This window comes from Pseudomonas marvdashtae (genome assembly GCF_014268655.2).
Lineage (GTDB): Bacteria > Pseudomonadota > Gammaproteobacteria > Pseudomonadales > Pseudomonadaceae > Aquipseudomonas > Aquipseudomonas marvdashtae.
In genome coordinates, this window is record NZ_JABWQX020000001.1 from 2,729,247 (window position 1) to 2,750,570 (window position 21,324).

The 21,324-nt window shown below is 62.4% G+C and carries 16 protein-coding genes; 11 read left to right on the top strand and 5 right to left on the bottom strand.

The features are described 5' to 3' along the window. The first annotated feature begins 37 nt into the window (after positions 1-37). From HU742_RS12290 to HU742_RS12315, 6 genes are all read left to right on the top strand, one after another. Positions 38-1,510 (top strand): benzaldehyde dehydrogenase, encoded by a 1,473-nt coding sequence (locus tag HU742_RS12290; protein ID WP_186642666.1) that lies wholly within the window; start codon positions 38-40, stop codon positions 1,508-1,510. Between the two features lie 72 nt (positions 1,511-1,582). Continuing rightward, positions 1,583-2,350: a coniferyl-alcohol dehydrogenase gene (locus tag HU742_RS12295; RefSeq protein WP_186642667.1), complete on the top strand. Its 768-nt coding sequence runs from the start codon at positions 1,583-1,585 to the stop codon at positions 2,348-2,350. Positions 2,351-2,427: 77 nt separating this feature from the next. After that, complete coding sequence (locus HU742_RS12300) at positions 2,428-4,077, top strand: DUF1302 domain-containing protein (protein WP_186642668.1); 1,650 nt, start codon at positions 2,428-2,430, stop codon at positions 4,075-4,077. A gap of 15 nt (positions 4,078-4,092) precedes the next feature. Next, complete coding sequence (locus tag HU742_RS12305) at positions 4,093-5,454, top strand: DUF1329 domain-containing protein (protein ID WP_186642669.1); 1,362 nt, start codon at positions 4,093-4,095, stop codon at positions 5,452-5,454. Between the two features lie 68 nt (positions 5,455-5,522). After that, positions 5,523-6,626, top strand: a complete 1,104-nt coding sequence (locus HU742_RS12310; protein ID WP_186642670.1) for a WD40/YVTN/BNR-like repeat-containing protein — start codon at positions 5,523-5,525, stop codon at positions 6,624-6,626. Positions 6,627-6,678: 52 nt separating this feature from the next. Further along, the gene (locus HU742_RS12315; RefSeq protein ID WP_186642671.1) at positions 6,679-9,099 is read left to right on the top strand and encodes an efflux RND transporter permease subunit; all 2,421 of its coding nucleotides are present in this window, start codon (positions 6,679-6,681) and stop codon (positions 9,097-9,099) included. 155 nt (positions 9,100-9,254) lie between these two features. Here the strand turns inward: HU742_RS12315 and mhpT are convergent, their stop codons facing one another. After that, positions 9,255-10,481 (bottom strand): 3-(3-hydroxy-phenyl)propionate transporter MhpT, encoded by a 1,227-nt coding sequence (gene mhpT / locus HU742_RS12320; protein ID WP_186642672.1) that lies wholly within the window; start codon positions 10,479-10,481, stop codon positions 9,255-9,257. A 312-nt stretch (positions 10,482-10,793) separates the two neighbouring features. Here mhpT and HU742_RS12325 point away from each other — a divergent pair, with 312 nt between their 5' ends. After that, positions 10,794-12,101, top strand: a complete 1,308-nt coding sequence (locus HU742_RS12325; protein WP_186632242.1) for an OprD family porin — start codon at positions 10,794-10,796, stop codon at positions 12,099-12,101. A 179-nt stretch (positions 12,102-12,280) separates the two neighbouring features. Here the strand turns inward: HU742_RS12325 and HU742_RS12330 are convergent, their stop codons facing one another. Beyond that, positions 12,281-12,772, bottom strand: coding sequence for a MarR family winged helix-turn-helix transcriptional regulator (locus HU742_RS12330; protein WP_186642673.1), 492 nt, complete (start codon positions 12,770-12,772; stop codon positions 12,281-12,283). A gap of 214 nt (positions 12,773-12,986) precedes the next feature. On the opposite strand from HU742_RS12330, the gene HU742_RS12335 reads away from it, so the two are divergent. The 4 genes from HU742_RS12335 (at position 12,987) to HU742_RS12350 (ending at position 18,198) form a co-directional block, all read left to right on the top strand. Then, positions 12,987-13,817, top strand: a complete 831-nt coding sequence (locus tag HU742_RS12335) for a p-hydroxycinnamoyl CoA hydratase/lyase (protein WP_060839785.1) — start codon at positions 12,987-12,989, stop codon at positions 13,815-13,817. Between the two features lie 105 nt (positions 13,818-13,922). After that, on the top strand, positions 13,923-15,371 hold the full coding sequence (locus tag HU742_RS12340) for an aldehyde dehydrogenase (RefSeq protein WP_186632248.1): 1,449 nt from the start codon (positions 13,923-13,925) through the stop codon (positions 15,369-15,371). A 148-nt stretch (positions 15,372-15,519) separates the two neighbouring features. Further along, entirely contained in the window at positions 15,520-17,397 is a 1,878-nt protein-coding gene (locus HU742_RS12345) for a feruloyl-CoA synthase (RefSeq protein WP_186642674.1), read from the top strand. Between the two features lie 87 nt (positions 17,398-17,484). After that, positions 17,485-18,198: a GntR family transcriptional regulator gene (locus HU742_RS12350; protein WP_186642675.1), complete on the top strand. Its 714-nt coding sequence runs from the start codon at positions 17,485-17,487 to the stop codon at positions 18,196-18,198. 17 nt (positions 18,199-18,215) lie between these two features. Here HU742_RS12350 and HU742_RS12355 read toward each other — a convergent pair whose 3' ends face one another. The 3 genes from HU742_RS12355 to HU742_RS12365 form a co-directional block, all read right to left on the bottom strand. Continuing rightward, positions 18,216-19,166, bottom strand: coding sequence for a PDR/VanB family oxidoreductase (locus HU742_RS12355; protein WP_186642676.1), 951 nt, complete (start codon positions 19,164-19,166; stop codon positions 18,216-18,218). After that, on the bottom strand, positions 19,163-20,248 hold the full coding sequence (locus HU742_RS12360; RefSeq protein WP_186642677.1) for a Rieske 2Fe-2S domain-containing protein: 1,086 nt from the start codon (positions 20,246-20,248) through the stop codon (positions 19,163-19,165). The genes HU742_RS12355 and HU742_RS12360 overlap by 4 nt, the downstream gene beginning before the upstream one ends. A gap of 126 nt (positions 20,249-20,374) precedes the next feature. Further along, a complete protein-coding gene (locus tag HU742_RS12365) occupies positions 20,375-21,280 on the bottom strand; it encodes a LysR substrate-binding domain-containing protein (protein ID WP_186642678.1) in 906 nt (301 codons plus the stop codon). Between the last annotated feature and the right edge of the window lie 44 nt (positions 21,281-21,324).

A 21,324-nucleotide genomic window follows, 5' to 3' on the forward strand; every position in this document is an offset into this window, starting at 1 on the left:
GCAAACGATGACAACAACAAAGAGCCGGGAGCTTCAAATGTCTGCATCCGAAAACCACCTGTTAGCTCAGGTGATTGCGTCCGAATCTATCTTCAACGGGGACTGGGTGCGTGCCTCGGGCCCGCTGCTGTCGATCATCGAGCCGGCCACTGGCGAGGCGCTGATGCGCAGTGCCACGGCCGATGCCGCCGATATCGCCAAGGCCTGCCGCGACGCCGCCCTGGCGCAGCCTGCCTGGGCCGCGCTGGGACCACGGGAACGGGCGGCAATCTTTCGCAAGGCGGCCGATGTGGCCGAACAGTCCTTCGCGGAACTGGCTCTGTACGTCGCCCGGGAAACCGGCGCGGCGCTGTTCAAGGGCCAGCACGAGGTGCGTGAGGCGATCGTCCTGTTGCATCAGGCAGCCGGCATGTTATCCCAGGCGCATGGTGTGGTGTTGCCCAGCGAAGCAGGGCGCCTGTCCTATGCGCGACGCTTGCCCCACGGGGTGATTGGCGTGATCTCGCCGTTCAATTTCCCATTGGTGTTGTCGATGCGCTCCGTGGCGCCTGCGCTCGCGGCGGGCAACGCGGTGGTGCTCAAGCCCGATCCGCAGACACCGGTCAGTGGCGGTTTTCTCATCGCCCGGCTGTTCGAGGCCGCAGGCTTGCCCAAGGGACTGCTTCAAGTGTTGCCCGGCGCGGCGGATGCCGGAGAGGCGCTGTGCCGTGACCCGAATGTTCAAATGATCGCCTTCACCGGCTCGACCGGTGCGGGTCGAAAAGTGGCCGAAGTAGCCGGGCGCAACCTGAAGAAAGTTGCCTTGGAACTGGGCGGCAAGAACCCATTGATCGTCCTTGAAGACGCCGATCTGGACCTCGCCGCCCGGAACGCTGCCTGGGGCGCCTGGCTGCATCAGGGGCAGATCTGCATGGCGACCGGATTGATTCTCGCCCATCAATCCATTGTCCAGGCGCTGACCAGCAAGTTGGTGGAAAAGGCCCGGGCGTTGACCGTGGGTAACGCCGCCCGCGAAGAAGCGGCGTTGGGGCCATTGATCAATCAGCGGCAGTTGCAACGCGTGCATGCCATCGTCCGCGACAGCGTAGACGCCGGCGCAACGTTGGAAACGGGCGGCGAGTACGACCAATTGTTCTATCAGCCTACCGTGCTCAGTGGCGTGAAGCCGGGCATGCGTGCCTTTGAGGAAGAACTTTTCGGCCCCGTGGCGACGGTGGTCAGTTTCACCACCGACGAGCAAGCCATCGAGTTGGCCAACCGCACCGAGTACGGGCTTTCGGCGGCAGTTATTTCGCCATCGGTGGGCCGGGCCATGGCCATCGGCGAGCGGTTGCAGTGCGGCATGTTGCACATCAATGACCAGACCGTCGCCGATGAATGCATCAACCCGTTCGGCGGGCGCGGTGCCTCGGGCAATGGCGGCAGCGTCGGCGGCCCGGCGGACTGGGACGAGTACACCCAATGGCAGTGGGTGACAGTCAAGGACAAGGCGCCGATTTACCCGTTCTGACCGGCCGGTTTCCTGCAGGGGCCAATGAGCTGAGGCCCCTGCGAGCACACAAAAACAATAAGAGGACTCAACATGAAACTCGACAACAAGATTGTGCTGGTGACCGGTGTCTCGTCGGGTATTGGCGCTGCCACGGCGAGCCTGCTGCGCGCCCATGGCGCCCAGGTGATTGGCGTGGACCTCAAGGCCCCGCACATGACCCTGGACGGTTTTGTGCAGGCCGATCTGAGCAGCGCCGAGAACATCGAACGATTGCTGCCACAGCTGCCCGCGCGGTTCGACAGCCTGTGCAATATTGCCGGCGTGCCGGGCACCGCCGATCCGCAACTGCTGGCGCGGGTCAATTACCTTGGGTTGCGTCACTTGAGCCACGCATTGCTGCCACGGATCAACGCTGGCGGCAGCATCGTCAACGTCGCCTCAATCCTCGGCGCCGAGTGGCCGTTACGTCTGGAGCAGCACAAGGCGCTGGCGCGCACTGACGGTTTCGCCGCCGGCCAATCCTGGTTGGCCGACCACCCGGTGCCGGACCAGACCTGCTACCAGTACTTCAAGGAAGCCTTGATCGTCTGGAACTACCTGCAAGCCCAGCCCTGGTTTCTTGAGCATTCGGTGCGCATGAACAGTGTCGCGCCAGGTCCCGTGTTCACACCCATCCTCGACGACTTCGTGAGCATGCTTGGGGAGGCGCGGACCCAGGCCGATGCCCATCGCATGAAGCGTCCGGCGTATGCCGATGAGGTGGCGGCGGTGATCGCTTTCCTGTGTGCCGACGAGTCGCGCTGGATCAACGGCGTCAACTTGCCGGTCGATGGTGGGTTGGCCTCCACCTACGTCTGAAATGAGCCCCAACGCGAGCTGCTACCTAAGCGTTGGCAGCAAAGCCATGCCAAAAATAACAATAATGAGAGCGCCCCATGGATAACTTCAAAGATTGCTTTCGTTTCAAGCACTGCGCCCTGTTCCTGGCGTTGTGCAGCACCGGTGTGATGGTCGAAAGGACCGAGGCCATGCAAATGGACCTGGGTGACTCCGACTGGAAACTGCGCTGGGACAACACCATCAAGTACAGCCAGGCCTGGCGCCTGCAAGGGCAGGACAGCCGCTTGGTCAACGCGCCAACCGCCAACGGCCTTTACCCCTCGATCCAGAGCCAGGGCGACAAGAACTTCAGCCGCGGCTTGGTCTCCAACCGCCTGGACCTGTTTTCCGAAATGGACCTCAGCCGGCAGAACTACGGACTGCGGGTGAGCGGCGCGGCCTGGTACGACGATATCTACAACCAGGACACCGATAGTCGCGAGCAACCGCATTTCCTCAGCGAAACCCGCGAGCTCCACGGTCGCGACGCGGAAATTCTCGATGCCTTCGTGTTCGTGCGCGGTGACCTGGGTGAAGACTCCCAGGGCGTGGCGCGCCTGGGCCGGCACAGCCTGATCTATGGGGAAAGCCTGTTCTACGGTGGCAACGGCATCGCCAATGCCCAGGGGCCGACCGACGTCGTCAAGTTGCTCAGCGTGCCGGGCACTCAGTTCAAGGAAATCCTGCGCCCGGTCAATCAGATCTCCGGGCAATTGCAGATCAACCCGCAGCTGTCGGTGGGCGCTTACTATCAGTTCGAGTGGGAGCGTTCCAACCTGCCCGGTGCCGGCAGCTACCTGAGCGATGTCGATGCGATCGGTTACGGCAGCGGTCCGTTGCGCGAAGTGTTCGGCAACGACACGGTCAATGGCGGCGACCTGAAACCGCGCAACTCGGGGCAGGGCGGCATGCAAATCCGCTTCAAGCCGAGCGGCACCGAGCTGGAGCTGGGTTTCTACGCGGCCCAGTATCACGATAAGGCGCCAATCGGGTTGTACGCCTACCTGGACGGTCCGGCGGCAGCGGCCAGCGGGTTGCCGATCCTGGGTTCCTATCGCCAGGTCTACGCCGAAGACATCAAGACCGCCGGCGTCAGTTTCTCCACCGCCTATGGCCCGTTCAACTTTGCCGGTGAAACCTCGTTGCGCTGGAACGCGCCGCTGGTGAGCAACCTGCAAGTGGTGGCCCCCGGTGTGGAGGCCGATGGTGGCGACAATGAATTGTTCGCCAGGGGCAAGACCGCCCACGCCAACCTGTCGGCGATTTACCTGCTGTCGCCCACCGCATTCTGGGACGGCGGCTCGGCCCTGGCCGAACTGGCCTGGAACCGCACCCTGAGCGTGACCAAGAACCCGGCCGCCCTGGATTCCAACACCACCCGCGATGCCACGGCGCTTCGGGTGCTGCTGGAGCCGGCGTATTTCCAGATTATCGACGGGATCGACCTGACGGTGCCGATCGGCATGGGGATCGTGCTCGATGGGCGCTCATCGGCAGTCAACAAATCCGGCTTCGGCAACACCCATTCCGGTGACTGGAGTGTCGGGCTCAAAGCCACCTACCTGCAACGCTGGGACGTCGGCCTCAATTACGTGAACTTCTTCGGCGCCCCGAAAGCCGGGCTGCGCGAGGACGGCAATTTCAGTTACGGACAGTCGTTGGCCGACCGCGACTTCGTCTCGCTCTACGTGAAAACCTCATTCTAATAAGGTGGATTCGCCATGCAGAACACAGCTTTCCTGAACACCTGCGTCCTGAGCCTGGCCCTCGCCGGCATGGGGCTGGCGCAGGCAGCGGTGTCGCCCGAACAGGCCGCCCGTTTGAAAACCGATCTGACTCCCCTGGGCGGCGAGCGTGCCGGCAATGCCGATGGCAGCATCCCGGCGTGGCAGGGCGGTTACACCCAGGTCACGCCCGGCTACAAACCGGGTGACAAGCGCCCCGATCCATTCGCCGGTGAGAAACCGCTGTACTCGATCAAGGCCGCGAACATGGAGCAGTACGCCGGCGAATTGGCCGAAGGCACCAAGTTGCTGCTGAAAAAGTACCCCGACTACCGCCTGGACGTTTACCCGACCCATCGCTCGGCTGCCGCGCCGCAATGGGTCTATGACAACACCAGCAAGAACGCTACCCGCGCCACCCTGGACGTGGACAGCGAAAAAGTCTCCAACGCCTATGGCGGCATTCCGTTCCCGATCCCGGAAAACGGTGCCCAGGTGTTGTGGAATTATCGATTGTCCTGGCAGGGCGGCGACACCATCAGCTCGCCTTTCGATACTTGGCTGATGACCGCCGGTGGCAAGAAAGTCCAGGCGACTCGAGCTCAATACACCTACCAGTTTCCCTACTACGTCGAAGGCGGCAGCCTGGAAAGCTATTCGGGCAAGTACCTGCTGGGCAAGCTGTTCACCGAATTGCCGTCGTCCAAGGCCGGTGAAGGCCTCATGACCCATTGGGACCTGGACCCGTCCAATCGAGCGGCCTGGCAGTACCTGGTCGGTCAGCGCCGGGTTCGCCGCGCACCGAACATTGCCTATGACACGCCGGACTTCGTGACCTCCGGCGTCGGCCTGTTCGACGAAGCGTTCATGCTGTTCGGGCCGACCGATCGTTATGACCTCAAGCTGGTGGGCAAAAAAGAGCTGGTCGTCGCCTACAACAATAACCGCGCCGCGCTGGCCAAGAGCGACGACCTGGTCAAGGCGAACTTCCTCAACCCCGACCTGGTGCGTTGGGAGAAGCATCGGGTCTGGGTGGTCGAGGCCACGCTCAAATCTGGCAAGCGCCATGTCGTGCCACGTCGCACTTACTACGTCGACGAGGACTCCTGGCAGATCCTGATGGCCGACGGTTATGACGCCCAAGGCAAGCTCGGCCGGCAGATGTATTCGCTGACGCTGCTGGCACCGGACCTGCCGGCCCTGACCGCACAGGTCATGTGGGGCAGCTACAACCTCGACACCGGGGCCTACTTCCTCAACTCATCGAGCAACGACCTGGCGGTTCAGTACCAGAAAGTCGCGAAACCTTCGGCGTCCTATTTCACCCCGGATGCCATGGCCAACGAAAACATGCGCTGAACCTGTGGCGACTGTGGCGAGGTGAGGCTCACCGCGGTCGCTTACGATTTTCCAGGCGGGATGAAGACATGAGAGCTGAAAGAAACTTTGTGAGTCGCGGTCCGCTTTGGGGGGCGTGCGCCCTGGCCTTGTGCCTCTGGGCAAACGTGTCCGTCGCCGCGCAGCCAACGACATTCGCAGTGCTGCAGCAACCGGCACTGCCGACCGCCAAGGCCCAGCGCGCGGTATTGCTTGGGCTGGCCCGGGCCGGCGAACGCCTGGTGGCGGTCGGCGAGCGCGGGATCGTGCTGCTCTCCGATGACGCTGGCGCGACTTGGCGCCAGGCCAAGGTGCCGGTCAGCGTCAGCCTGACGGCGGTGCAATTCGTCGATGCCGAGCAGGGCTGGGCCGTCGGCCATCTGGGCGTGGTGCTGCACACCCAGGATGGCGGCGAGACCTGGCAGAAGCAACTCGACGGTGAACGTGCCATCGCCCTGGCGGCGCAGGTCGCCGGACGCGATGCCGGCAGGCCGGGCGGCGCCGCCAATGTCGCGCAGGCACGGCAGATGCTCGATGACGGACCGGATAAGCCGTTTCTCGATTTGTATTTCAGTGACCGCCTGAACGGCTACGTCGTGGGCGCCTACAACCAGATCTACCGGACCAACGACGGTGGCCGAAACTGGCAGCCGTGGATGGGACACGTGGACAACCCGCAAGGCTTGAACCTGTATGGCATCCGCGCCGTGGGCAACGCTCTGCTACTGGTGGGCGAGCGCGGCCTGCTGTTGCGTTCGACCGATGCCGGGCAGTCTTTCCAGGCGTTGAAGTCACCTTACGAGGGCAGCTTTTTCGGCCTGCTCGGCATCCGCGATGGAGGCTTGGTTGCCTACGGTCTACGGGGCAATGCCTGGTGGTCAGACGACCGTGGCGACAGTTGGCGACGCCTGGAAACCGCTATCGAATCGACGCTGTCGACGGCGCTTCAATTGCGCGACGGCAGCCTGCTGTTGGCCAGCCAGGGCGGAGAGCTTTTATTCAGTCACGACCAGGGTCGCAGCTTTGACAGGCGACAAAGCCGCAGCGGCGGGACGGTCGCCGCCGTGCAACAGGCGGTCGACGGCAGTCTGGCCAGTGTCGGTTTGAGCGGCGTGGCCGCCGACCAGGATCCGCTGGCCTCGGGTAAACCTTGAAACTTCACGGTGTAGCGCTATCGGGCCACGGCTCGTGCAACAGGAGTCAAACTTGAAAGACGACAGAACCCAAACCGTGATCGGCCGCCAGGAAGACTTCGACCGGGCCTCGGGCAACTTCGCCGAGCGGGCGATCTTCAACCATCGACCGCTGGTGGTCCTGCTGTGCCTGCTGGTGACGCTGGTGCTCGGCTGGCAAGCCACGCGCATCGGCATCAATGCCAGCTACGAGAAGACCATTCCCACCGGGCATCCCTACGTCGCCAATTTCCTTGAGAACCGCAGTGAGTTGAGCGGCCTGGGCAACTCGCTGCGCGTCGCTGTGGAGGTCAAGCAGGGGAGCATCTTCACCAAGGATTACCTCGACACCCTGGCCAAGCTCAACGATGAGCTTTACCTGCTGCCAGGTGTCGATCGACCCTACATGAAGTCGTTATGGACCCCGACTACGCGCTGGACCGCCGTGACTGAAGAAGGGCTCGATGGCGGCACCGTCATTCCTGACGACTACGATGGCTCGGCGACCAGCATCGAACAGGTGCGGACCAATGTGGCCCGTTCCGGTGAAGTCGGTCAGTTGGTGGCCGGCAATTTCAAGTCCAGCGTGATCTTCGTTCCTTTGTTGGAAATCAATCCGCAGACGGGCAAGGCGCTGGACTATGGCGATTTCTCCCGGCAGTTGGAGGCGTTGCGCGACAAGTACCAGACTGACGACCTGCGAATCCACATCACCGGTTTCACCAAGATCGTCGGCGACCTGATCGAGGGGATGACTCAGGTCCTGCTGTTCTTCGTGGTGGCGGTGCTGGTGACGGTCCTGGTGCTGTTTGGCTACACCCGTTGCGCGCGCAGCACCCTGGTGGTGGTGACGTGCTCACTGGCTGCGGTGCTCTGGCAACTGGGCCTGCTTGCCTTGCTCGGTTACGAGCTCGATCCGTACTCGGCCTTGGTGCCGTTCCTGGTGTTCGCCATCGGCATGAGCCACGGCGCGCAGAAGATGAACGGCATCATGCAGGACATCGGCCGTGGCACTCACCGGGTGGTCGCCGCGCGTTATACCTTCCGTCGGCTGTTCGCCGCTGGCATCACCGCGTTGCTGTGCGATGCGGTGGGCTTCGCCGTGTTGCTGCTGATCAATATCCGGGTGATCCAGGACCTGGCAATCACCGCGAGCCTAGGTGTGGCGGTGCTGATCTTCACCAACCTGATCCTGCTGCCGATCCTGCTCAGCTACATCGGCGTCAGCCCGGCGGCGGCGCAACGCAGCTTGAGTGCGGAAACCACCGAGCAGCAGGCGCAGGTCAAGCATCCACTGTGGCGTGCACTCGATCTGTTCACCCAGCGACGCTGGGCCATTGGCGCCATGCTGGTTGGCTTGCTGCTGGCCGCGTTCGGTTTTGCCGTGAGCCTGCACCTGAAAATCGGCGACCTGGACCCTGGCGCTCCGGAGCTGCGGGCCGACTCGCGTTACAACCGCGATGCGCTGTTCATGACGCAAAACTATGCGGCCAGCTCGGACATCTTCGTGGTCATGATCAAGACCCCAGAGGATCAATGCACCCGTTACGCCAGCCTGTCGGCGGTGGATGCGCTGGCCTGGCAATTGGAGCAACTGCCTGGCGTGGAATCGACCACCTCGATGGCCGCGCTGAGCAAAATCGCCACGGCCGGTTACAACGAAGGCAACTTCAAATGGTACGAACTGATCCCCAACGACGGCGCGCTGGGCGCGGTGCAAACCCGTGCGCCGCGAGAACTGTTCAACCAGGGTTGCTCGATGCTCTCGCTGTACGTCTACCTGTCCGATCACAAGGCTGACACCTTGAACCGCGTGGTGGAGGCCAGTGAGAAATTCATCGCTGGGCACTCGTTGCCAGAGGTCAAATTCATGTTGGCAGCCGGCAGCGCGGGGATCGAAGCGGCGACGAACATCGTGGTGAAGAAGTCCATGCGCGAGATGCTGTTCTGGGTCTACGGTGCGGTCAGCCTGCTGTGTTTGCTGACGTTTCGTAGCTGGCGCGCGACCCTGTGCGCGATGCTGCCGCTGATGCTCACTTCTATTCTGTGTGAAGCGCTGATGGTGGGGTTGGGCATGGGCGTGAAAGTCGCGACATTGCCGGTCATTGCATTGGGCGTGGGGATCGGTGTGGATTATGCGCTGTATGTGTTGAGCGTGATCCTGGCGCGGATGCGTGCCGGCGATACGTTGGCCCAGGCGTATTACCAGGCGCTTTTGTTCACTGGGAAAGTGGTGTTGCTCACGGGGATGACGTTGGCTGTGGCGGTATCGACCTGGGCTTTTTCGCCGATCAAGTTTCAGGCTGATATGGGGATTTTGCTGGCCTTCATGTTTTTGGTGAACATGCTGGGGGCGTTGATCCTGTTGCCGGCGTTGGCTTGGTTGCTGTTGCCGCAGAGGGTGTTTTTAAAAAAACCTGTGCTTAGTCGGCGGGAGTGGTGGGTTAAGGGGTGATAGGGTGTTTTGATCGTTCCCACGCTCTGCGTGGGAATGCATCCCGTGACGCTTTGCGTCACCTTCCAGAAGCGGAACGCGGAGCGTCCCGGGCGACATTCCCACGCAGGAGCGTGGGAACGATCGGTATGTATTATCAGCCTTGAAAATCAGAATCAGGAGCTCCCAGCAACAGCCCCAGAACCCGCCAACCGCGACCCAGTCGAACGCCGAATCACGCCAAGAATGGCCACCGTAGCAATCACCAACCCGGGCGAAGTCGCGAGCAACACGGCGGTAGTACCACCCCCAGCCGCAAGGATCTGCCCGGCCGCCAAAGGCCCGGCCACCGAGCCCAGGCGTCCGATGGCCACCGCGGCACCGACACCTGTCGCGCGAACGACGGTCGGGTAGGAGGGCGGTGCCAAGGCGTAGAGCACCAGTTGCGCTGCCATGACGAACAACCCAGCGGCAAACCCGGCAATAGCCATCGGCACGATGCCGACTGACACCCCGACCCCGGCCAGGGCGCTCAGCAGGCCGGCGTAAACGAACACCACCACCTTGCTGCCATTGCAGCGGTCCAGCAACAGCCCGCCGACCAGCGAACCGAGGGTGCCGCCGATGTTGAACAGCATCTGCACCAAGCCGGCCTGGGGTTTGCTGAAGCCCTGTTCCAACAGCAGGGAAGGCAGCCAGTTAAGCAACATGTACATGACCGTCAGGGTGAAGAAATAGCTCAGCCAGAGGCCCAGGGTAGTGAGGCCTCGCCCTTCGCCGAATAGCGCCTGGCCAACAGAACCGCGGACTTCGCCGCCAGCGTCCCGGACCTGCTTGAACGCGCTGGACTCCGGTAGCCACAGCACCATCATCGGCACCACCAGCAAGGGCGCCAGGCCGCCGATCAAGAAGGTCATCTGCCAGTGCTCGCCGAACGTCATCGCGACCACCGCCGCCAGCGCGCCACCAAGCGGAACGCCGGCATACATCACGCTGATGGCCGTGCCGCGTCGTTGTTCGCCCACCGCCTCGGCGCACAAGGCGATGAGGTTAGGCAGGGCGGCTCCGAGGCCGAGGCCGGTCATGAAACGCACCAACAGCAGGGTGGAATACTGTTCGACATAAGCGGTGCCGAGGGAGAACACACCGAACAGCAGGACCGCGGCGACGAGGATTTTCTTGCGTCCGATGCGATCGGCGATCCAGCCGCCGAAGAACGCACCCGGTAGCAGGCCGATGATGCCGGCGCTAAAGACCCAGCCCATCATTTTCGGGTCCAGGGTAAACGTCTGGCGCAAGCCGGCAGCGGCGGTGCCGGCGGACTGAAGATCAAACCCTTCGATCAACGCGACGATGAAACACAAAGCGATGGTCAACGTCGCACGACGCGGCGGACGGTTCATGGCAAATCCTCTTATTGTTGTTGTCGGGGCTGCGGTTTGACAGGAAACCGGCAGCGCAGGATTAGATTAACAAAGCTAACTAAAAAATGAATCGCACGAAACCAACAGGCAAAAACGCCTGTTTTCTATTTCAAATCAATAAATTGACGCAGGCAGGGTAGCCAGCGGGGATTTTAGTTAACGATATTAATGTTCGATTATCGGTCACTTCGGATTGACGAAGCACCCGCGCCGTTTCCATTCTCTGTCCGCACCGCCCCAACATCCGGGGCTGCCTCGATCGAAAACAACAACAAGAAGCGGACATCGAACATGCCAGATCTCATAAGGGACGCCCATGGGGCGGGCTCAGTTTCACCCCTCATTCATTGGTTGGCCGGCGCCGGGCTGGGCCTTTTCTGCAGCGTGTCGCAGGCCGAAGGCTTCATCGACGATAGCCACGGCACGCTGACCCTGCGCAATTACTACATGGATCGCGACTACAAGGACGACGGCGCCAAGACTGCCGCGCGGGAATGGGCCCAGGGGGTCTTCATGAACGTGGAGTCGGGGTTCACTCCGGGGACGGTCGGGTTTGGCCTGGACGTGAGAGGATTGCTGGGGATCAAGCTCGATTCGTCACCGGATCGCAGCGGCACCGAACTGTTGCCCGTGTCCAGCAGCGACAAGCGCGCGGCGGATGAATATTCCCGCTTGGGCCTGACCGGCAAGCTGCGTTTCGGGCAAACAACCGTGAAGACCGGCGACGTGTCGATTTTCCTGCCGTTTGCCTTCGCCAGCCCGTCTCGGTTGCTGCCCCAGACGTTTCGTGGGACGACACTCAGTTCCAAGGACATTGACGGTTTGACGCTGAATACCGGCTACATCGATCGCATCGCCCGGCGCGATTCCACCGATTACCAGCCGATGACCATCGCCTCGCCCAATCGCCGTTTCAACGGCTCGGCAACCTCGTCTCACATGGCTTATGCCGGCGGCGATTATCAGGTCAACAAAGACCTCAGCCTGCGCGCCTACCACGCCGAAGTGGCGGACTTGTACCAGCAGAACACTCTCGCGTTGCTGCACAACCTGCCCCTCGGCGATGGCGTGCTGACCACTGACTTGCGCAGTTTTTTCAGCGACGAAGAGGGCGCCGCCAAGGCCGGCAAGGTGGATAACCGCAACGTTTCGGCCTTGGTCGGCTATCGCTTCGGCGGGCATCGCGTCAGCCTGGGTTATATGCACTCCAGCGGCGACACGGCGACGCCTTACGTGTCTGGCACCGAGTTGATGGGCTTGAGCGAGATGACCATGAGTTCGGACTTCCTCAACGCCAAGGAGCGTACCTGGCAGGCGATTCACGACTACGATTTCGCCGCCGTCGGCGTGCCTGGCCTGCGAACCCGGTTGCGCTACGTGCGTGGCGATCATATTGAGCTGGCGGCCCTCAATGCCGAGGATCGCAAGGAGCGCGAATTCCAGATGGAACTGGGCTATGTGATTCAGAGTGGTCCGCTGAAAAATGTCGGATTGCTGGCGCGCAAGTCGATCTATCGCAACGACTTTCCGGGCACGGCGGCGTTTCGCGACGAGAATCAGACCCGTTTCCTGGTGACGTACAGCGTGCCGATTTGGTGACTTGGGGAAGACTTCCTGTGAAAGAACTCTTGTGGCGAGGGGATTTATCCCCGCTGGACTGCGCAGCAGTCCTATTCAACTGCCGCCGCGGTATGGCTGGTTGACCGAGGCGTCTGGGGCAGGGGCCGCTGCGCAGCCCAGCGGGGATAAATCCCCTCGCCACAGGGGAACCGGCTTTTCTATTGCTGGTAAACCTTCTTCAACAACCGCAGCAGCTCTTCCCGCTCGGTACCGTTGAGCGCAGCGGTGGAATCGAGGTCACTCTGGGCGGCGATCTGCTTGAGCTCCTTGAGCAGCGTTTCGCCGGTCTTGCTCAGGAAAATCCCGTAGGAGCGCTTGTCCGGCTTGCAGCGCACCCGCACGGCCAAGGCGCGGCTTTCGAGTTTATTCAACAGCGGCACCACTTGCGGCGGCTCGATGGCCAATGCCTTGGCCAGGTCCGCCTGCATCAAGCCGGGGTTCTGGTCGATGATCGCCAGGGCCGAGAACTGCGCGGGTCGCAGGTCGTGGACTGCGAGCCGGCCGATCAGGTTCTGGAACAATTTCAACTGGGCGCGGCGCAGGGCATAACCAATCAGGTCATCCAGCGCGGAGTCCATCGGCGCCTGCGTGTCGGTACTGTCGGCCAGGGGCTCGGCAGCGGGTTCGGCAAGCTTGGAAGACTTGGCCATCGAAAGGTGCATCCTCAAGGTCAGTGATTAACAAGGCTATCCAGTTTGCCGAGGTTGCCGCGCGGTGGCTACGGTCGTATGGATTTTTTCTGATTCGCGGGTTCATTCAATCGGACCAAAAATTACAGGTAAATCGATTAATAGTTAATTGACATAACTAATATTCAAGGTTAGTTTTTGTTCATCTTCAGCCAAGAACAAGAGAGCACGCGCCATGAGCAATTACGAAGGTCGCTGGACAACCGTCAAGGTCGAGATCGAGGAGGGCATCGCCTGGGTCATCCTCAATCGCCCGGAAAAACGCAATGCCATGAGCCCGACCCTCAACCGCGAGATGATCGATGTGCTGGAGACCCTGGAACAGGACCCGGCCGCTGGCGTGCTGGTGCTGACTGGCGCTGGTGAAGCGTGGACCGCCGGCATGGACCTCAAGGAATATTTCCGCGAAGTGGACGCCGGGCCGGAAATCCTTCAGGAGAAGATCCGTCGCGAAGCCTCGCAATGGCAGTGGAAACTCCTGCGCATGTACGCCAAGCCCACCATCGCGATGGTCAACGGTTGGTGCTTCGGCGGCGGTTTCAGTCCGCTGGTGGCGTGCGACCTGGCGATCTGCGCCGACGAGGCGACGTTCGGCCTGTCGGAAATCAACTGGGGCATTCCGCCCGGCAACCTGGTCAGCAAGGCGATGGCCGACACCGTGGGGCATCGCCAGTCGCTGTACTACATCATGACCGGCAAGACGTTTGGCGGGCAGAAAGCCGCCGAAATGGGCCTGGTCAACGAAAGCGTGCCGTTGGCGCAGTTGCGCGAAGTCACCATTGAGCTGGCGCGCAACCTCTTGGAGAAAAACCCCGTGGTGCTGCGCGCGGCCAAGCATGGCTTCAAGCGCTGCCGCGAACTGACCTGGGAGCAAAACGAGGATTACCTCTACGCCAAGCTGGACCAGTCGCGCTTGCTCGACACTGAAGGTGGTCGCGAGCAGGGCATGAAACAGTTCCTCGACGAGAAGAGCATCAAGCCGGGCCTGCAAGCCTACAAGCGCTGAGACATCCGCGCGGCGGGCGCCATCGTGCGCCCGCGGGCTGTTCGTCCAAGGCCCTCGGCGCTACTGTGAACGTGTTCCCGATAAAGACAAAAAAGAGGAATCACCATGCTGGACGTGCCCCTGTTGATTGGCGGCCAGTCGTGTCCCGCCCGTGACGGCCGGACCTTCGAGCGCTGCAACCCGGTGAGCGGTGAAGTGGTGTCTCGCGTGGCCGCCGCCACGTTGGAAGACGCCGACGCCGCCGTGGCGGCTGCGCAAGCGGCGTTTCCCGCCTGGGCGGCGCTTGCGCCCAACGAACGTCGCACCCGCTTGCTCCGCGCGGCCGAGCAGTTGCAGGCCCGCAGCGGCGAATTCATTGCCGCCGCCGGCGAGACCGGTGCCATGGCCAATTGGTACGGTTTCAACGTGCACCTGGCGGCAAACATGCTGCGCGAAGCAGCCTCCATGACCACCCAGATCAATGGCGAAATTATTCCTTCGGACGTGCCCGGCAGTTTCGCCATGGCCTTGCGTCAGCCCTGCGGCGTGGTGCTGGGCATTGCGCCATGGAACGCCCCGGTGATTCTCGCCACCCGCGCCATTGCCATGCCCTTGGCTTGCGGCAACACCGTGGTGCTCAAGGCCTCGGAAATCAGCCCGGCGGTGCATCGGCTGATCGGCCAGGTGCTGCAAGACGCAGGTTTGGGTGACGGTGTGGTCAACGTCATCTGCAACGCGCCGGCGGATGCGCCGGCCATCGTCGAGCGCCTGATCGCCAACCCGGCGGTGCGCCGGGTCAACTTCACCGGCTCGACTCATGTCGGACGCATCGTTGGCGAACTGTCGGCGCGCCACCTCAAGCCGGCACTGCTGGAACTGGGCGGCAAGGCGCCGCTGCTGGTGCTGGACGACGCCGATCTGGACGCAGCGGTGGAAGCGGCCGCCTTCGGCGCCTACTTCAACCAGGGCCAGATTTGCATGTCCACCGAGCGGCTGATCGTCGACGCCCGCGTGGCCGATGCCTTTATCAGCCGACTGACCGCAAAGATCGCTACCTTGCGCGCCGGCGACCCTTCGGCGAGCGATTCGGTGCTCGGTTCGCTGGTGGACGCCAGCGCGGGGCAGCGCATCAAGGGGCTGATCGACGATGCCCTGGCTAAAGGCGCGAAGCTGCTGGCGGGCGGTCAGTTGGACGGCAGCATTCTGCAGCCGACCTTGCTCGATGGCGTCACCGCCGAGATGCGCCTGTACCGCGAAGAGTCCTTCGGACCGGTGGCGGTGTTGCTGCGCGGCGAGGGTGATGAAGAGCTGCTGCGCCTGGCCAACGACTCCGAGTTCGGCTTGTCCGCGGCGATCTTTAGCCGCGACACCAGTCGCGCCTTGGCCTTGGCCCAGCGGATCGAGTCGGGCATCTGCCACATCAATGGCCCGACGGTGCACGACGAGGCGCAAATGCCTTTCGGCGGGGTCAAGTCCAGCGGTTACGGCAGCTTCGGCGGCAAGGCGTCCATCGAGCATTTCACTCAGTTGCGCTGGGTGACGATGCAGAACGGCCCCCGACATTATCCGATCTGAAACCCACGGCACTACGGGCGGCTGAGCCCTGAAAGCCGCCGCCCGCCGCAGGCCAGACATAACAAAAAATTCCAAGGCCGCAGCCACACGCTGCCACGCTCGGCTCGTTTTGCGCGACCCGAGCGTGCCTTGATGGAGGAGATGCACCGTGAGTTCCGAGTTCAGATCATCCTCCCGGCCCGAGCCTGTGCGTTATCGCCAGGTGTCGATCGGCCATCCAGCCGTTGAAGTGCGCGAAGAGCAGGGCGTTCTGCACATGCGCTCCCTGGAACCGCTGGCTCCGCTGCCGGCGCGTTTGCTCGATCGCCTGGTGCACTGGGCGCAGGTACGGCCAGACCAGACGTTCATTGCCGCCCGCGAAGACAAGGGTGAGTGGCGTCACGTCAGCTATGCACAAATGCTCGACAGCGTGCGAGCCATCGCCCAAGGCCTGCTGGCGTATGGATTGTCGGCGGAAAAACCCTTGGCGTTGCTGTCGGGCAACGACATCGAGCACCTGCAGATGGCGTTGGGGGCCATGTACGCCGGTATTCCTTACTGCCCGGTTTCGCCGGCCTACTCGCTGTTGTCCCAGGATTTCGCCAAGCTGCGGCATGTCTGCGACGTGCTGCAGCCGGGGCTGGTGTTCGTCAGCGACGCGGCGCCGTTTGAGCGCGCGGTCAACGCCGTGTTGCGGGCGGAGATTCCATTGATCACCCTGCGCGGCGAGATGGCGGGGCGCGGACGGACAAGCTTCGCCAGCCTGCTGGCAGAGCCGGGCGGCATCGAAGCCGAGCGTGCCTTCGCCGCCACCGGCCCGGACAGTATTGCCAAGTTCCTGTTCACGTCGGGTTCCACCAAACTGCCCAAAGCGGTAATCACCACTCAGCGCATGCTTTGCGCCAACCAGCAGATGCTGTTGCAGACCTTTCCGGTGTTCGGCGAAGAGCCGCCGGTGCTGGTGGACTGGTTGCCGTGGAATCACACGTTCGGCGGCAGCCATAACGTCGGTATCGTGCTGTACAACGGTGGCACGTTCTATCTCGACGATGGCAAGCCCACCGTCCAGGGCTTCGCTGAAACCTTGCGCAACCTCAAGGAAATTTCCCCGACGGCCTACCTGACCGTGCCCAAGGGCTGGGAAGAGTTGGTCAGCGCCTTGGAACAGGATGCCGAGTTGCGCGAGCGCTTCTTCAAACGCATCAGCCTGTTTTTCTTCGCCGCGGCGGGCCTTTCGCAAAGCACCTGGGATCGACTCGACAAAGTGGCCGAACAGCATTGCGGCGAACGAATCCGCATGATGGCCGGCCTGGGGATGACCGAAGCATCGCCGTCCTGCACCTTCACCACCGGACCACTGTCGATGGCTGGCTACATCGGCTTGCCGGCGCCGGGTTGCGAAGTGAGGATGGTGCCGGTGGACGGCAAGTTCGAAGGACGCTTTCGCGGGCCGCACATCATGCCCGGCTACTGGCGATCGCCCGAGCAGACCGCCGAGGTGTTCGATCAGGACGGCTTCTATTGCTCGGGTGATGCCATCAAGCTCGCTGACCCCGCCAACCCACAGCTGGGGCTGATGTTCGATGGGCGGATTGCCGAGGATTTCAAACTGTCCTCCGGGGTGTTCGTCAGTGTCGGGCCGCTGCGCAACAGGGCGGTGCTGGAAGGCACGCCTTATGTGCAAGACCTGGTGGTGACGGCACCGGATCGTCCGTGCCTGGGCGCATTGGTACTGCCACGCCTGCACGAATGCCGGCGCCTGTCGGGCCTGGGGCCGAAGGCCAGTGACGCCGAGGTCCTGGCCAGCGCGCCGGTGCGCCAGTGGTTCGCCGATTGGCTGCGCCGCCTGAACCGCGAAGCCAACGGCAACGCCAGTCGCGTCGAATGGATCGCGCTGCTGGATGAACCCGCGTCCATCGACCGAGGAGAAATCACCGACAAGGGCTCGATCAATCAGCGGGCGGTGTTGCAATGGCGCGCGGCGAAGGTCGAGGCGCTGTACCGGGGCGAGGACCCGACGATCCTGCGCGCCGGACCGGTCGGCTGACACTGCCGCGTTGTGGGCGCGAGTACGCTCGCCCCCACAATTGATTGCAATTACTATGGCGGCTCTCTCTTCTCTGGAATCACCTGGATGAGCAAGCCCGGCCAAACGGTCCTGGTCGCATTGCGTCGCATGATCGCCTCCGGCGAGCTGGCGGCGGGCGAGCGGCTGATGGAAGTTCCCACCGCGCAATTGTTCGGCGTCTCACGGATGCCGGTGCGCATGGCGTTTCGCACCCTGGAGCAGGAAGGGTTGCTGGTGCGTTTTGGCGGGCGCGGCTTCCAGGTACGTTCGGTCAGTGCCGAGGAAATCGCCGGAGCGGTGGAAGTGCGCGGCGTGCTCGAAGGGCTCGCCGCCCGGCAAGCGGCCGAGCGCGGTCTGTCCGACGAGGCCCGTCGCACGCTTGAACGGTGCCTGGTACAGGGCGACGAACTGTTCGCAAAAGGCTATGTGACCGAAGAGGACTTGGAGGTCTATCACGACCTCAACATGCGTTTTCATCAAGTCATCGTCGCAGGCAGCCACAACCCGGCCATCGCCGATGCCCTGGCGCGCAATGACCACCTGCCATTCGCCTCAGTGACCGCCCTGGCGGTGGATCGCCAGAACATGGCCGGCGAGTTCCGCCGCTTCAATTACGCCCACATGCAGCATCACTCGGTGTTCGACGCGCTCGTCAGCCGCCAGGGTGCCCGCGCCGAAGCGATCATGCGCGAGCATGCCAACGCGACGTTGCGTTACGCCGAGGTATTCGGCTCGGCGTTGGCGGATGAGCGGATGAAGGTGATCCTTCGGTCAGAATGATGTATCCATTGTGGGGCTTAGAGATCCAGCACCAACAACGGCGTCCGCGACCTCGAACAGCACGGCGTGAATTGATCATTGAGCGCCTGCTCGGCCTCGGTCAGGAACATGTCACGGTGTTCCGGCACGCCTTCCAGCACGCGGGTCAGGCAGGTGCCGCAGACGCCTTGCTCGCATGAGATCGGCACCTCGACGCCATGGCTTTCCAGCACCTGCACCACGCTGCGGTCCGCCGGCACCTCGAACACGAGGCCGCTGCGAGCCAGTTTCACCGAGAAGCTGCCATCGGCCGAGGTGTCCGTCGGCGCGGCGGCGAAGTATTCCCGGTGCAGGTTGGGCTCTTGCCAGCCTTGGGCCTTGGCGGTGTCGAGGACGTGCTGCATGAAACCACCTGGACCACATACATAGAGGTGCAGGTCGTCGCCGGGGCAAGCCAATACCCGCGCGGCATCCAGTGCCGTGGTGGGCTGTTCATCGAAGTGCAGGAACACCCGGTCGGCATAAGGCGACTGCTGCAAGCGCTCGACAAAAGCCGCGCGCTCCCTGGACCGCGCGCAGTAATGCAACGCGAACGCGGCGCCGCTTTGGGCCAGGTGCTCGGCCATGCACAGGAGCGGCGTGATGCCGATGCCTCCAGCAAACAGCAGGCTGCGTCGGGCCTGCGGGGCGAGGGCGAACAGGTTGCGCGGTTCGCTGATCAGCAATCGGGTTCCTGGCTGGATCTGTTCATGCAAACCGCGTGAACCGCCACGTGACGAGGGATCCTTGAGCACGCCGATGAGGTAGCGATGCCGTTCCTCCGGGTGGTTGCACAGCGAATATTGGCGGATCAGCCCATCGGGCAAATGCACATCGATATGGGCACCCGCCCTGAAAGGCGGAAGTGGCTGACCATCGATACTCGTCAGCTCGTAGCTGCAGATGTCGAGGGCTTCATCGCGCCGTGCGGCGACTTGGACTTCGATCATGGCCGTTGCTCCGCGTGTTGCGGCTGCTGCGTCGTGGCGATCAACGCCGCCTGCTGCTCACGCTCCCTGGCGATCCAGCGTTCCAGGACCCGACGCGACTGCACGCCGCCGGCGTCAATGTTGAGCTTGAGCAAGTTGCGTTGCGGATGGTCCAGCAGGTTGCGTTGCTGGCGTTCGAGCATCTCCAGGTCTTCGCTGAAAATCTTGCCCTGGCCTTCGCGAATGCTCGCGGTCAACGCGTCGTCCTGGGGCTGGAAGTGCCGGGCCATGCCCCAGAAATACCAGATGGAGGTCTCGGTTTCCGGCGTGATGAAGTCCACCACAATGCTGGATGCCTTGAACTGTGGCGCAGCGTGATAACCGCCATGGCCTGTGTGGGCCACGCCGACTTCGATCAGCACATGGCTGGGCGGGGTGAAGCGACAGATCTGCCAGCGATCCACCGGCACATCGTCGGCCAGGTTGTTGCCACGCAGCGCCATGCGCCAGAACGGCGGGGGCATGATGTTTTCCATGTGGCGGGCGGTGACCACTTCATCACCCTCCACTGTAGTCACCGGCGGTGCCTCGTCGATTTCCTTCTGGCCGATGCTCGAGGCGTGTACATAGGTCTCGTGGGTCAGGTCCATCAGGTTGTCGATCATCAGGCGATAATCGCAGTGGATATGGAACAGGCCGCCGCCATACGCCCACTCAGCGCTTTCCGCCCATTCCAGATAAGGAATCAGCGACGGGTCCGCCAGCGCCTGTTCACCGGGCCAGACCCAGATAAACCCATGGCGTTGCTCGACGGCAAAGGTCTTGTTGCAAGGAAATCCACGTACCCGCTGGCCGGGCATTTCGACGGTCTTGCCATCGCACCCCATGACCAGGCCATGGTAGCCGCAGACGAGATTGCCGTTTTCTACATAGCCCAGCGAGAGCGGGGCGCCCCGATGGGGGCAGAAGTCTTCGACAGCGGCAACTTTGCCTTCCTGCCCTCGGTAGAAGACTATCTTCTCGCCGCAGATCTGCCGACCCAGTGGCTTATCGGCAATCTCATCGGGGGTGCAGGCAACGTACCAGGTGTTTTTTGGGTACATGAGACGGATCTCCAGGCTGGTTTTGTTTTTATCTGTGGATCCATTAACTCTCTTAACTAATTTGCTTGTCAACGTTTTGGAGGGAAAAATAGACGGGTAGTACGCATCAATGGATCCATTGGCATCCTAGAACCGGTATTGCGTCGGTACCTGCGCCTCGATGAATCGCTGGGTGTGCTCAAGAAAGCTCGCCTGCAGTTTCGACGGCGGTCCGTGGATCGGCAGCAGCATGCTGAAGTCCATCTCAATCGCCGGTTCGAAGGCGCGGAAGACGATGCCGTTGCCTTGGTATTCAACGGCGCTGATGGCGTCCACCAGGGCCACGCCCAAGCCCTGTTCAACGAACATGCACATCGGCAGGGACAGCTGGGTTTCCAGGCGCAGCTCACGCTCCACGCCATGGGCGGCGAAGATCGCGTCGATGTGCTGGCGCGAGCCGATGGATTGCGGGTAGGAAATGAACCGCTCGCCTTGCAAGTCTTCCGGCCTGATCGTCTGGCGGTCCTGCAAGCGATGGCCGGCGGGCAAGGCACAGAGCATGCGTGTCGCCAGCAGCTTTTCGGCGCGGGGGCTTGGGTAGGTGTTCGGCAAGACGATCAGGCCCAGGTCGCAGCGCTGGCCCACCACCAGATCCACGACTTCTCGCGAGGAATGCACGACCAATGAAATTTGCACCTGGTCATGCTCGGCCATGAACGCGGCGATCGCCCGTGGCAGGAACGACAAGCCCATGGCCGGCGCGCAAGCGATGTGCAGCGAACCCCGCTTGAGGTTGCGAATGTCCTGGGCGGTGCGCGCGATACGCTCCACGCCCAGCAGCGAACGTTGCACTTCCTGATACAGGGTCATGGCCTCGGCGGTGGGCTGCAATCGGCCCTTGATGCGGTCGAACAAGCTGAAGCCGATGTCTTCCTCCAGGCTGGCGATCAGCCGGGTCGCGGCGGGCTGGGAGATGTGCAGCATTTCAGCGGCACGGGTCACCGTCTGGCCAAGGATCACTGCGCGAAAGGCTTCCAGTTGACGAAGGTTCATAGCGCGTTCAATCCCATAACAAAAAGACATGAACTTACCAAAAT

Coding starts and splice junctions, on each gene's coding strand:
- HU742_RS12290 (WP_186642666.1), top strand. CDS start 38: ATGTCTGCATCCGAAAACCACCTGTTAGCTCAGGTGATTGCGTCCGAA.
- HU742_RS12295 (WP_186642667.1), top strand. CDS start 1,583: ATGAAACTCGACAACAAGATTGTGCTGGTGACCGGTGTCTCGTCGGGT.
- HU742_RS12300 (WP_186642668.1), top strand. CDS start 2,428: ATGGATAACTTCAAAGATTGCTTTCGTTTCAAGCACTGCGCCCTGTTC.
- HU742_RS12305 (WP_186642669.1), top strand. CDS start 4,093: ATGCAGAACACAGCTTTCCTGAACACCTGCGTCCTGAGCCTGGCCCTC.
- HU742_RS12310 (WP_186642670.1), top strand. CDS start 5,523: ATGAGAGCTGAAAGAAACTTTGTGAGTCGCGGTCCGCTTTGGGGGGCG.
- mhpT (WP_186642672.1), bottom strand. CDS start 10,481: ATGAACCGTCCGCCGCGTCGTGCGACGTTGACCATCGCTTTGTGTTTC.
- HU742_RS12325 (WP_186632242.1), top strand. CDS start 10,794: ATGCCAGATCTCATAAGGGACGCCCATGGGGCGGGCTCAGTTTCACCC.
- HU742_RS12330 (WP_186642673.1), bottom strand. CDS start 12,772: ATGGCCAAGTCTTCCAAGCTTGCCGAACCCGCTGCCGAGCCCCTGGCC.
- HU742_RS12335 (WP_060839785.1), top strand. CDS start 12,987: ATGAGCAATTACGAAGGTCGCTGGACAACCGTCAAGGTCGAGATCGAG.
- HU742_RS12340 (WP_186632248.1), top strand. CDS start 13,923: ATGCTGGACGTGCCCCTGTTGATTGGCGGCCAGTCGTGTCCCGCCCGT.
- HU742_RS12350 (WP_186642675.1), top strand. CDS start 17,485: ATGAGCAAGCCCGGCCAAACGGTCCTGGTCGCATTGCGTCGCATGATC.
- HU742_RS12355 (WP_186642676.1), bottom strand. CDS start 19,166: ATGATCGAAGTCCAAGTCGCCGCACGGCGCGATGAAGCCCTCGACATC.
- HU742_RS12360 (WP_186642677.1), bottom strand. CDS start 20,248: ATGTACCCAAAAAACACCTGGTACGTTGCCTGCACCCCCGATGAGATT.
- HU742_RS12365 (WP_186642678.1), bottom strand. CDS start 21,280: ATGAACCTTCGTCAACTGGAAGCCTTTCGCGCAGTGATCCTTGGCCAG.